Source organism: Clostridium carboxidivorans P7 (genome assembly GCF_001038625.1).
Taxonomy (GTDB): domain Bacteria; phylum Bacillota; class Clostridia; order Clostridiales; family Clostridiaceae; genus Clostridium_AM; species Clostridium_AM carboxidivorans.
Genome location: NZ_CP011803.1, coordinates 4,789,108 through 4,801,844, shown reverse-complemented (window position 1 = coordinate 4,801,844; position 12,737 = coordinate 4,789,108). Strand labels below are relative to the sequence as shown.

Genomic DNA, 12,737 nt, shown 5'->3' with positions numbered 1-12,737 from the left:
TAACCTTTAACTTCATCATTTATGGCAATATATATTTACTTATTTCTTCTTCAGTAGCAGCTTTAACTTCCATAAATTTATCCAAAGGTTGCTTATAATATCCATATTTAATTTCTATTCTTTCTTCATTTTTTCCTTTGCAATACCTTCCAGTGATCTTTGCTGCAAATTCTATATCTTCTTCAGTTGCTTCTCCTATTATTATAACCATAGAGCCATTAAAATCCTTTGCCAAAAATATCATATCTTTTTTAGTTAAGTATTGCTTTATTTCTTGTGCTTCTTCTGCAGTTCTTGTAGAAATAATTTTAGCTTTTTCTGACACCCTGAAATGTCTTCCATATTTTAAAACTCCTAAATCGCTAGCAATTATATCTTCTTTTTTATCTAAAAGATCTCTTAATCTTTTTGCATAGTTAGGTTCAGTAAGTTTACAGCCTCCAGCTGGCGATGGATAATCCTTTATACCCCACTTTTCTGCCAATGCCATTTGAACCTTTCTGCTTCTTCCTGATATGTCCATAAGTTTTTCCCTATCGACTAATCCCTCTAATTCCATCTTTGTTGGAGCAAGATTTTTAGCACATAATGGCCTCAATATTTTATCACTAAATCCAGATTCCTTTTTTACTACATCTAATGAGCTTTTATTTTGAGACATAGGCCTTTGATTTAAAACTTCACCTGTTATTATAAAATCAGCTTCATACTTTTCTAGCATTTTACCTGAATAATTCATCATCATTGCATGACAGTCAATGCAAGGGTTCATATTTTTTCCATACCCATGTTTTGGGTTTTTAACCATTTCAAAATGTTCTTCTGAAAAGTCAACAACTTCCAAAGGCATATTTATCTGTTTAGCCATTCTTATGGCATTATCAGCTCCAAAAAAATGAGATTTAAAACATATTCCTATTACTTCTATTCCTTGATCCTTCATAAGTTTTGCTGCTAATGTACTATCTAATCCTCCAGACATCATTGCAAGTGCTTTTGTCATACTATCACCTTTCCTGTGGACTATAAAATTAGTCCTGCTTTTATTTTTAAAACTTCTAAGTAATAGTTTAGTTAATTTTCAGCACTTTATCAATAGCTTAATTTTGTTAATCATATATTTTTTGCAAAACTATAAAGAATTTTAAATTATATCACTGCTTACATTGTAAGTTTACCATTTGGAGTATTTATAATTTGAACTATTTTTTGCTCATATCCAGTTTCTGCATTTATATATACTATAAAATTATCCTCTTTATAATTTCCTGAAAATTCATAGCATAATGCTTCCTTATTTGTTTCTGTTGGAACCATGGCAAGTCTTACATTGGTTATATTAAGCCTTTTACCGACTCTTCCTCTTGCTTGATCTTGACTTACTTTAATCGTAGGTATATTTCTATTTTCTTCATGGGATGTAAGGTACTTTTCAGACTCTATTCCTACTATGCTGCCGTCATCTAAAGCTATTTTTAATTTTATTTGATCTGGATACATTATAACATTCTGCTGTTTGTATACATAATTTATTAGAGCAGTGTCTCCATAATTTAGCGTATATGTAGGAATCATATTTTTATATCCTATGTTTTGTAAGTACTTAGTTCCAATATCAACAGATTTATTAAAGTCTATATTGGTTTTATTTATAGTTCTATTATCAAGCAAATATACTACCTTTCCACCATGCTTACTTATTTCACAAATTATATCACTATTCTTTCTCCCCTTAATAGTTACCTGGAATCTATATGTGTCTATATTTTGTTTTCCTGTACTAGCTTTTAATTGTACAGCTTGAATTTTGTCTTTGCCTATAATTTTAGTAACTACTTGTTCTGCTTCTTTTTGTGAAATTTGCTTTTCGGAATTTATTTTAGGATTTATTTTTAAAGCATTATCTGAAAATGGTCCATCATAAATTAATGCAGGATATTGAGTTACTTGTTTTTGTATACCTTGGAACTGTTCACTTATTAATGGTTCTTTATTACTAGCAAGAACACTGCTAGTTTTCTTTCTTATATCTCCCCACTTAACCTTACCATTATTTATTTCATCAGATGCTGTTTTTAATTGCTTCTCCAATGAAAAAGATTCGTTTTTCAACCTGTCTATCGTATTATAATCTTGTTCGTTTAGTTCTCTTCCTTCAGAAGATACTTTAGCTAAAGTATAACAAAAGTCTCCTACTTGAGATATAAATTTACTTGTATCACCTATAACCTGCTGGGATATTGGTAAAGAATGAAGTTTATCATTTGCTATAGCTGAGTATCTGAATATATCTTCAAATACAACTATACTTTGCTCCCTAGATCCAACTACATTTGCTTTTCCTAAATCTACCCTTATGTTTTGCACTGAATTTATAAGGTCATACATATTTTTACTATATTCCCCTTGAAGATAATTCCTATAATCCGTTCTTTCAAGAGTCATAAGAATTGCAAAAGTGCTTGAAAAAACTACTATTAATGCAACTACAGATGTATATATTATTCTCTTTCTAGTAAATTTCATAAAAACTCCTCCTAAAATACTTATTTTAAATACAACTTATTTTATATTATCCATATTTAATTAATTGTTATTCATTATGTAGTTATTTTCTTAAACATTATGAATAAAACCATATTTTAGAGTCAAAAATAAATTAAATAATAGTAAAAAATTATAACTATAAATAAACTTTTGAATTACAATATATAGTATATAAACATATTATCTTAACATTAAATTTTTCTTACTTAATATTAATTTTTTCTTAAATGTTATCTAAACTTGTTTATTATTGCGCTTATATTTTATATAATGTTATTACATACTTAACCAGAAGGTGATTAAATGAAATTTTTGATTCTTTCAGTTTCTGCAGGTGGAGGACACGGTCATGCTGCAGAGGCACTAAAAGATTATATAAATTTAAAAATTCCTGATTCAGAAATAAAAATTATAGATACATTAAAATATATAAATCCGATAATTGATAAGGTAGTAATTGGAAGTTATTTAAAAACTTTAAAAGTTACTCCTTCTCTTTATGGAAAATTATATAATTATTCAGAAGGAGATTATGGAATTACTAATACTATTAGTGCTAAGTTTAATGAAATAATGACTTACAAACTAATACCATTAATTGATGAATTTTCTCCTAACATTTTGATATGCACTCATCCATTTACAACAGAAATGGTATCTATAATGAAAGCTAAATATAATTTAAATATACCTGTTATGTCCATAATTACGGACTATTATCCCCATGGATCTTGGTTACATTCTTACATAGATGCTTATGTAGTCTCAAACAAAGACATGGTTGAAGACATGGTATCCAAAGGAATACCAAGAAACACAATTCACGATTTAGGTATACCTGTAAACCCTAGCTTTATGGACAAATATAAAAGAGATGACACTCTAAAGGAACTAAACTTGAGTCCTTCCAAATTTACTATCCTAGTTATGGGTGGTAGTTTAGGTATGGGTAAAATTACAGATGTATACCATGAACTTAATAAAGTAAATAAAGATATCCAAATAATTGTAATAACAGGTAAAAACGAAAAACTTTATAATGAACTATCAACATTAGAACAATCTTCAATTAAGCCTACTAAAATAATAGGATTTACTGACAAAGTCAATAAATATATGCAAGCTTGTGATTTACTTTTAACTAAACCCGGTGGGCTTACAATAACAGAAGCTCTTATATGCGGAATCCCTTTAGGAATTTTTTCTCCAATTCCAGGGCAAGAAGAAAAAAATGCAGGGTTTCTTTTAGAGCACAATTTAGCTATTAATTTATCTGATACTAGTAAATGTCAAGAAATCATAGAAAACTTATTACAGTTTGAAGATAAATTGACAGCTATGAAAACAAACTGCAGTAAATTTTCAAAGCCTGATAGTGGCGACAAAATAGTGGAACTCATAAAATACTTAATAAGAAATAAAAGCGTTTCAGGTTTAAAAAACTTTAATAAAGATTATGAAAAAGATAACAATATTAAAACATTTTTTAAATCTGTTGAAGAATACTTTATGAAAACAGCCATTAAAATTTTTGCAAATAACTAAAAAATCCAGTATTTACTGTACTGGACTTTTCTTATTTTTTAATAGTTCTAAAATCTTAAACTTAACTTTTATACTATTTTTATCACCAGAATTGCTTATTTGATTATCTATCATCTTGTACTCCTCAGGAGATAACACCTTTTTCATATCTTTCTCTGTTTCCTTATAAGAAACTTCTCCTTTTGTAATATCAATAAAACATAAAGGTGGAAACATTACACACCACCAATTTTGGCCTTCACCATTTCCTATGATTATTCTATAAGCCTCATATTTTCCCTGTGGCAATGTTATATTGCCATAGGTTTTTATAGGAAAATTTTCATTGGATAATGTGGTTTTAACCGCATAATTGTATCCATTTTTCTTTATTACATCTTCTGCTATTGTTATTATTTCATTGTTACTTTTTCTAATTATTTCTCTGGATTCATCTATACTTTTGGAACTTTTTAATTTGGGCTGCATATATTCCAAAACTTTATCTCTAACCTTTAATTTAAGAGCTTGGTCACTTTTTGAATCACTATTTGCTATTACATGAAATCTTATAATTTTAGAAGCTATGTCCTTTTGAACAGAATCACCACTTACTTTTGTCTTATTAGCAGTTAAGGAAAATATGCCTAAAATACAAATAAAAATAACTAAAACCTTTTTCATAATTTTTTATCCCCCATTTATAATTTGTTATTAGTATTATTGACATATATTTTAGTTATATTCACCTTAACTATATTTATCCTAATTCCAAGAACTGTATCTATTTTGATACTCCTATTCTTCTTATCTTTGTGGTTATATCAACATTTATTACTGAATTTTTATATGCTTCAGGCCAATTCTTCTTCTTTTGACTCCAAATTTTAGGATGATACTTTCTTACATATTCTTTGAATTCTGATGGATCTACTTGAAATTCATTTTGAGTAATTCTAATTAATTGTTCACATTCTTCCTTTAGTGATTTATTAAAATCATTTTCTATAAGACTTAATTCATTTTTGGAAGCTAAATTACTATCTATATGATACTCTTTTAGTTCTCCTTCCAAATTAAGATACACATCAAATATAAGTTTTCCATCAACATCCTTTACTCTTATTTTTCTACCTGCACTATTAAAAGAAACATCTATAGGATGCCCATCCTTATATATTGCCTTCTTACCCTCATGAAGTTTCCCCTTTAATATTTGTAAATTAACAGTTTGTATAGGTGATAAATATCCCTTTAATTTATAGTCTTTTATTATACCAGCTCCACTTATTTTGAGTTCTTTTTTATCTTTATCTATCTCCATAGCTGGTAGTACTATATTACCATTTTCATTTAATGAAACAAGAAATTTATTTAATGTTACAGGTAATACAGCATTTCCTGCGTCATTTTCCATTAAACCAGCTATATAACTTTCAACATTCTTTTCTGTTTTGGATTTATATTTTATGTAATCTTCTGTTTTTCCTTTTGCTATAACTACATTCATCATCCTATCCAATGAAGCTTGCCTTTGCAAATAGTCTACTACCTCTTTTAAAGTATCTGGATGTTGTAAAATTTCACTGCTTAATACCAAAAGCTTCATATGACTAAATTTTATAATCCTGCTAGTTTTAGCACTAGCCTTGCTTATGGCATCTTCCATTGAATAAGCATCTGTGTCTACATATATATCTTCAGCTGTTCCACCCTTATCTGGTCCTAATTTACTTATATCTGGAGATCCTAAAATAACATGCAGCCTTTTAACATTGGCACCATTATAAGGATCATCCGACTTTACTTCTTTAGGTTTTTTATCTATTTGTTCCCCAGCATCTACGCCTATAATAGATATAAAACTTTTTCTATCTATTTCAACTTTGTCCCAACATCCAGTAAAAATACAGCAAATCAATATTAACGGTATAAATTTTTTAAGTTTCATTTTGCTCACCCCCCCTTTCTTGGTTACCTCTAACTTTATTTATTAAAAGTAATAATAAAGGAAGTACAATCAAAACATATACTGCAAATGCATGCGTTCCTGTTCTCCCCATTTCATAAAGCTCAGCTATATTTTGTGGGTACATTGCTATAGCATATATAAAAGGAACTATAATCAACATTGATAATTTTACATCTTTCAACCTAAATACATCCTTAACTATATCCGCAGAAAAATAATAATAATTAATGAATGTTGTAAAATAAAATATTATCCACATAGCCATTACTATACCTTCCCATCTCTCTATAAAAGCTCCAGGTATACTTATAGATTTTACCATGGTTATAGTTGGCCATAACAAAGTTTCTGTTTGAGCCTTTGAAAAAATTGCTATGCAAAATATTACTATAATTGTATAAAATGCTGTTACAAAACCAATACTTTTTAATATACATTTTTTTATTCCAGCTTTGTTTTTTACAAATGGTAAGAATAAATACATCAATTCAAACCCCGTAAATGTAAATACTGCAGCATTCATCCCTTTTAAGTAATTTATTGGAGCATTGTTGAATATGGGAAAAATATTTGTAAAATCCAAATGATTTAAAGTCAATAAAAGTATCAAAATTATAGGTAAAAACATTATTCCAAAGGCAATTTCATTAAATTTTACTAAATTATCAATTTCACCTCTTATAAGATAACTTCCTGTAATTATAGTTACTACAATCAAAAATTCAGTAGGTGTTTTTTCTAAAAGATACATTTTTATTACTTCTACAAAAGACCTCATTCCTATTGACATTGAAAATGTAGTATAAGCTACAAAAATTATTGATAAAATCCCCCCAAATATCTTTCCAAAATTATTTTCCATTAAGTTAAGAAATTTATTAAAGTTATTGATCTTAACCACTTTATATATAAGATATGCTAATACATAAGCTATAAATCCAGCCAATAAAGTTACAATCCATCCATCATTACCAACAATAGCAGCTAATTCACTAGGATAAGCGAATATTCCTATTCCTACAACGGTTACAACAACCGTAGAAAATAATCCATAAGACGTAATAAAATTTTTATTAATCATAAAATGTATTCACCTCTATTTTTGTCGTACTTTATCTCCTGTATCCATATATTCTGGTCTTTTCTTAAAACATTTCAGTGGAAATCTTATATACATATCTTTGAAATCACTTATTTGAGGATTAACTAGTGGGGCCAAATAAGGCACTCCAAAACTTCTAAGCCTTACTAAGTGTATAAGTATACATATTAATCCTATCATCATTCCATAAAGACCTAATATTGATGCTGCTATTATAAGTAGAAATCTCAATATTCTAAAAGCCGATGTAATTTGATAATTAGGAGTTGTAAAACTTGTTATTGCAGTAATAGATACTATAATTATCATTATTGGGCTTACTATTCCCGCTGTTACAGCTGCCTGACCTATTATAAGACCACCTACTATACCAATAGTTGCTCCTATAGGTTTAGGTAATCTTGCTATAGCCTCAAGTAAAAAAGCAAGGCTTACCTCCATAATTAATGCTTCTACAAAAGCTGGGAAAGGCACACCTTCTCTAGATGCTGCAATAAAATAAGCCAATTTTGTAGGAATTATAGATGTATGAAATGATGTAACTGCAACATATAATGATGGAAGTATTAGCGATATAATTATTGAAAAAAATCTTATAAGTCTTACTACTGATCCATGAATCCATCTTTGATAATAATCATCTGGTGCTTGAAACAAATTAGGCAGAGTTGTAGGCACTATAATTGCAAATGGAGAATTATCTACTAATATAGCTATTCTCCCTTCATATAGTGCTGCCGCCACCACATCTGGTCTTTCTGTACTCTGTATTTGTGGAAATACAGAAAATGTACTGTCTTCTATGAGTTGTTCTATATATCCGCTATCTAATACAGCATCTATATTTATTTTATCTATCCTCTTTAAAAGCTCCTCTAGTGCATCTTTATTTACAATATCATCAATGTACATTATTGCTACATCAGTTTTAGATCTTGTTCCTATGCTTTTAGGTGATATTTTTAATCTAGTATCTCTTATTCTTCTTCTAATCAATGCAGTGTTAAATCTTACAATTTCTGTGAATCCATCTCTGCCTCCCCTTATTGCTGTTTCCCCAGATGGTTCTGATACACCTCTAGCAGGCCAAGCACGAGTAGATATAATATAACAAATTTCAAGCCCTTCAATGAACATTAATGTATCTCCAGAAAGTACTGCATTAATACCTTCACTAAGTTTTTTTACTTCTCTCAAGTCAGAAACTGTTAGTATTCTATTTTTTATTTCCTCTACTTTTGCTACCCTACTTCCTCTAATCATAAGTGTTTCTAGCACAAAATCATCTAGAAGTACCTTATCTCCCATGCCATCTACATATACTAATGCAGACTTAAATTCTCCTATGTAAAATTCCCTATAAACTATATCAGAACTTCCTTTTAACAAATCTTTTATATAAGAAATGTTATCACTAACTTTTTTAACTATTTCATCTCTTATTTCTTCTTTCAACGGTCATCACTTCCTTAAATTAATTAATACAGAAATTTGAGTATAACTTTACACTGTAAATGTGCTAACTAAATAAAGACAAACAGACATTATAATAAAACTTATACCTAAAAATTTTGCCATTTTACTTACATCTCTTAAATTTCTTCTGCTAAAACTTCTTGAATCAAAAAAAGCTAGTACTAATCCTTGTATAATCATCAAAATCAAAAAATAGCCATTAAATATTTTTATTATTCTCACTGTATCACCTCTAATTTTTTAGGTAATCTTAGCTTATTTTTAACTTTTATAAAACTATTTATTCATAATACAAAAAATAAAAGAGATATATAAAACTAGAAATTAATTTCTAATTTTATATATCTCCTTATTGAGTATTAACATTAAGGCATCTTCAAAAAAATAATAAGTCCACCTGCTAGTATATTTTGTGTCATGCGGCGTCGGCAGAACCTTTAGATAGGGTTCACTATCTAAGGAACCTGCCTCCTTGTCTGACGCAAAATATACGTCGCATCTGGACTAATTATTTTCTTTCAGATGCCTAAATTGTTCTTGTTATAAAAGTTTCCCTATACTTTTTCTTCATTTTATCATAGCACAATTGAGCTTTTAACATATCACTAAAAAATGCAAATATCGTAGGTCCGCTGCCACTCATTAGTGCACCTTGTGCTCCCATATTAATCATTTCTTTCTTTATATCTTTTAATACTACATGTTTATATAAAGTAACATTTTCTAACACATTTTTCATATTCCTTGCTAATGTATTTAAATTATTAGCTTCTATACTTGATATTAATAAATTTGTATCAGGATGCCTCTTTATTTTATTTATATCCAAACTTTTGTATACTTCTTTCGTAGATACTCCAAAAGCTGGCTTTACTACAACTAAAATGTGGTTTTTAAAACTATTAAGTTTTGTAACCTTTTCTCCTATACCTTCACAAAGTGCTGTTCCTCCAACAACACAATAAGGTACATCTGCTCCTATGTTTAATCCTAATTTCATAATCTTTTCATCACTTATATCAGGTCTATACATATTTCTCATAGCCCTTAACACTGCTGCTGCATCTGTACTTCCTCCTGCCAATCCAGCTGCAACAGGTATATATTTCTTTATGTAAATATCTACGCCCTCACATATATTATAAGTTTTCATGAACAGCTCTGCTGCTTTATACGCTAAATTTCTCTCATCCGTAGGTACATACTGCTTATTACAACTTATATTAATACCTTTATTAGTTTTCTTAATGTTTATTAAATCATATAAATCTATAGTCTGCATTATCATTTCCAAAATGTGGTAACCATCTTCCCTTTTTCCCACTACGTCCAATGATAAATTAACTTTTGCATAAGCCTTTATTAACATTTCTATCCTCCAGAAGCACATAAATATAATACTAAAAAATAGTATAATACAAGATTAAAATTAAAGCTATACCTTTAAAAATTTATTTTTAAAGGTATAGCTTTAATTTATTAGATTTAACCTCTATCTAAAATGTTGCTGCAAGCTGCTTTTTATCCATATTTATTTTTTCTTTTACCAACTTTACTAAAGGATCTAAATTTTCAAAAAATATTATAATTAAATCTCCTTCTACTGAATCCTCTATAGCCTTTTTTAAAGCCTCTTTCTCATCTAATATAACATTAATTTTTCTTTCATTAAAACCGGAGTTTACAACACCCTTCTTTATTATATCTGCAATTTCACCTACTTTTCTTCCTCTCCTATCTTTATCCTCTTTAATATAAATGTAATCAAAGCTTTTTCCAGAAATCTCACCTATATACTCTGTACTGCTATTAGTTCTATCTCCCGGGACACCTATTACCCCTATTAACCTTTTATGCTTTATCTCTTTAGCTCCATTAATTACAGCCTTATACCCCTCTATGTTATGACCATAGTCTAATACAACTTTCACTCCATTTATTTCATACATATTAAATCTTCCTGGATTATAATTTTCATCTCCATAAAAACTAGTTAATCCTTTCCTTATAACAGAATATTTAATATTCAGTCCTATAAGTGCCGCACAAGCAGCCATAGCATTTTCTATGTTATATGTTAATTTACCATTTAGTGTAATCATAACATCCTGAATTTTTACCATAGGTACTACTTTTTCTTGTTTTTCAACATATATAGTACCTTCATTTGTATATATACCACATCCACCCTGCTTTATATTTTTTACAAGCGCAGGATTATATTTATTTTTTGAAAACATAATTATGTTGCTTTTAGTTCTATCTAAAATTTTAAGACTAACAGGATTATCTGCGTTTATAACTACATACCCATCATCCTTTACTGCTTCTGCAACTAATGATTTTACATATGCTAAATCTTCTATAGTTTCTATTCCATCTATACCTAAATGATCTTCAGTAATATTTGTAATAACCCCTACATCTGCTAAATCATAGGCAAGTCCTTTTCTTATTATACCACCTCTAGCTGTTTCTAATACTGCAGCATCTATTTCTTTATTACCAAGAATAACTCTGGCACTATTGTATCCTGTAGTATCACCTTTCTCTATACATTTATTGTCTACATATATACCTCCTGTGGTGGTCATTCCAACATTATATCCTGCTAAGGTCATCACATGTCCTATAAGCCTCGTTGTTGTAGTTTTTCCATTTGTACCTGTTACAGATATAACAGGTATGCTTGTTGGAATATCCTTAAACATCATATCCACTATAGTACCTGCCACATTTCTACTTAAACCTTTACTTGGATAATGATGCATCCTTATCCCTGGTGCTGCATTTACTTCCATTATAGCTCCATCTCCTATAGGTTCACTTATATTGCTACAGCATATATCTATACCACATATATCAAGCCCTATAGTTTTGGCTGTTCTTTCACATACTTCTATATTTTCTTCACACATATCATCAGTACAATCTATTGCCTCTCCACCAGTAGATAAATTAGCCTTTTCTCTTAACTCTAATTTTTCCCCCTTTTCTATAACACTATCTAAATTATAGCCTTTTTTTAAAATACTTAACTTTAATTCTTCATCTATTTTTATTTTAGTTAGCGGTTTTTCATGACCTTCCCCTCTTTTTGAATCTTTATTTAATTCATATATAAGCTGTTTTATACTTTTTATTCCATCTCCTATGACATAAGGAGGCATTCTTTCAGATACTGCCACTACTTTATAATCTACAACACATACTCTATAATCTTTTCCAAATATATTTTTTTCAATAATTATGTCCTTAAAATTTTCAGATAACATTCTATAGGTTTTAACAAGTTCTTCTTCATTTTTTATATTAACGAATACACCTTTTCCCTGGTTTCCATATCTTGGTTTCAAAACCACTGGATACCCTATCCTATTGGCTTTAAATAGCAGTTCTAAGGCATTCCTTACTGCACCACCTTCTGCTACAGGTAAACATTGATTGTATAACAGTTCTTTACACAATAATTTATCACAAGCTATATCCACTCCTATAGCTTTAGTATCGCCATCAATAGTTGCTTCTATGATTTTACTGTACTTTCCATAACCTAATTGAAACATACTACCTTCCCCTAATTTTATAGCAGGTATACCCCTCTTTTTAGCCTCTGTTATTATACTTAATGTACTTGGTCCAATCTCTTCTTCCCTTAACATACTTTTTAACAACTTTAAGTCATTTTCTAAATTAAATGTTGTTCCATTTATTAATGAATTTATTAATGCTACAGACATTTTACCTATTTCTATAGCCACATTTTTATACATATATTCATATATTATATAGTATTTATCTCCAGATATTTCTCTAGCCTTTCCATAAGAAACCTCCATACCTAAAGTGTTTTGTAACCCTATTATAATATGTTCACAAACATGTGCAAGATATGTCCCTTCTTTGATTCTTTTTACAAACCCTCCATCTTCATCTATACCACATCTATGCTCTTTTAACTGAGGAATCATTTCAATTAATCTTTCATTAAAATTTTTTATTTCCTTAGTTTGAATATCCCTATATCCTTCTAAATCCACATTAATTTTTATGCATTTTCTATGAGAATATATATTTCTACCACTAAAAACTTTAATCTCGTCTATTTTCATTTTT

At 29.0% G+C, this 12,737-nt stretch carries 10 protein-coding genes; 1 reads left to right on the top strand and 9 read right to left on the bottom strand.

What is annotated here, in order from left to right:
- Positions 1–19: 19 nt before the first annotated feature.
- Entirely contained in the window at positions 20–1,003 is a 984-nt protein-coding gene (locus Ccar_RS21615; RefSeq protein WP_007061658.1) for a DUF814 domain-containing protein, read from the bottom strand.
- A 158-nt stretch (positions 1,004–1,161) separates the two neighbouring features.
- Positions 1,162–2,526: a germination protein YpeB gene (ypeB, locus tag Ccar_RS21610; protein ID WP_007061659.1), complete on the bottom strand. Its 1,365-nt coding sequence runs from the start codon at positions 2,524–2,526 to the stop codon at positions 1,162–1,164.
- A gap of 324 nt (positions 2,527–2,850) precedes the next feature.
- Between ypeB and Ccar_RS21605 the strand changes: the two genes are divergently transcribed.
- Positions 2,851–4,092, top strand: a complete 1,242-nt coding sequence (locus Ccar_RS21605) for an MGDG synthase family glycosyltransferase (protein WP_048030415.1) — start codon at positions 2,851–2,853, stop codon at positions 4,090–4,092.
- A 12-nt stretch (positions 4,093–4,104) separates the two neighbouring features.
- Here the strand turns inward: Ccar_RS21605 and spoIIR are convergent, their stop codons facing one another.
- From spoIIR to cphA, 7 genes are all read right to left on the bottom strand, one after another.
- On the bottom strand, positions 4,105–4,755 hold the full coding sequence (gene spoIIR / locus Ccar_RS21600) for a stage II sporulation protein R (protein ID WP_007061661.1): 651 nt from the start codon (positions 4,753–4,755) through the stop codon (positions 4,105–4,107).
- A gap of 100 nt (positions 4,756–4,855) precedes the next feature.
- Positions 4,856–6,022, bottom strand: coding sequence for a Ger(x)C family spore germination protein (locus Ccar_RS27505; RefSeq protein WP_007061662.1), 1,167 nt, complete (start codon positions 6,020–6,022; stop codon positions 4,856–4,858).
- Positions 6,012–7,124, bottom strand: coding sequence for a GerAB/ArcD/ProY family transporter (locus tag Ccar_RS27500; RefSeq protein ID WP_007061663.1), 1,113 nt, complete (start codon positions 7,122–7,124; stop codon positions 6,012–6,014). Before Ccar_RS27500 ends, Ccar_RS27505 begins: the two co-directional genes overlap by 11 nt.
- A 15-nt stretch (positions 7,125–7,139) precedes the next feature.
- Positions 7,140–8,600 carry a spore germination protein gene (locus Ccar_RS21585; RefSeq protein WP_007061664.1) on the bottom strand — a complete coding sequence of 487 codons (1,461 nt, stop codon included), beginning with the start codon at positions 8,598–8,600 and terminating at the stop codon, positions 7,140–7,142.
- Between the two features lie 48 nt (positions 8,601–8,648).
- Positions 8,649–8,843, bottom strand: coding sequence for a CLC_0170 family protein (locus tag Ccar_RS21580; RefSeq protein ID WP_007061665.1), 195 nt, complete (start codon positions 8,841–8,843; stop codon positions 8,649–8,651).
- 304 nt (positions 8,844–9,147) lie between these two features.
- Positions 9,148–9,990 carry a 4-(cytidine 5'-diphospho)-2-C-methyl-D-erythritol kinase gene (gene ispE / locus Ccar_RS21575; protein WP_007061666.1) on the bottom strand — a complete coding sequence of 281 codons (843 nt, stop codon included), beginning with the start codon at positions 9,988–9,990 and terminating at the stop codon, positions 9,148–9,150.
- A 127-nt stretch (positions 9,991–10,117) separates the two neighbouring features.
- A complete protein-coding gene (cphA, locus tag Ccar_RS21570; RefSeq protein ID WP_007061667.1) occupies positions 10,118–12,733 on the bottom strand; it encodes a cyanophycin synthetase in 2,616 nt (871 codons plus the stop codon).
- Positions 12,734–12,737 lie beyond the last annotated feature (4 nt).

What these genes read in the sequence shown, in the direction of transcription:
- ypeB (WP_007061659.1), bottom strand. Translation starts at nt 2,526, where the DNA reads ATGAAATTTACTAGAAAGAGAATAATATATACATCTGTAGTTGCATTA.
- cphA (WP_007061667.1), bottom strand. Translation starts at nt 12,733, where the DNA reads ATGAAAATAGACGAGATTAAAGTTTTTAGTGGTAGAAATATATATTCT.
- Ccar_RS27500 (WP_007061663.1), bottom strand. Translation starts at nt 7,124, where the DNA reads ATGATTAATAAAAATTTTATTACGTCTTATGGATTATTTTCTACGGTT.
- Ccar_RS21605 (WP_048030415.1), top strand. Translation starts at nt 2,851, where the DNA reads ATGAAATTTTTGATTCTTTCAGTTTCTGCAGGTGGAGGACACGGTCAT.
- Ccar_RS21615 (WP_007061658.1), bottom strand. Translation starts at nt 1,003, where the DNA reads ATGACAAAAGCACTTGCAATGATGTCTGGAGGATTAGATAGTACATTA.
- Ccar_RS27505 (WP_007061662.1), bottom strand. Translation starts at nt 6,022, where the DNA reads ATGAAACTTAAAAAATTTATACCGTTAATATTGATTTGCTGTATTTTT.
- ispE (WP_007061666.1), bottom strand. Translation starts at nt 9,990, where the DNA reads ATGTTAATAAAGGCTTATGCAAAAGTTAATTTATCATTGGACGTAGTG.
- spoIIR (WP_007061661.1), bottom strand. Translation starts at nt 4,755, where the DNA reads ATGAAAAAGGTTTTAGTTATTTTTATTTGTATTTTAGGCATATTTTCC.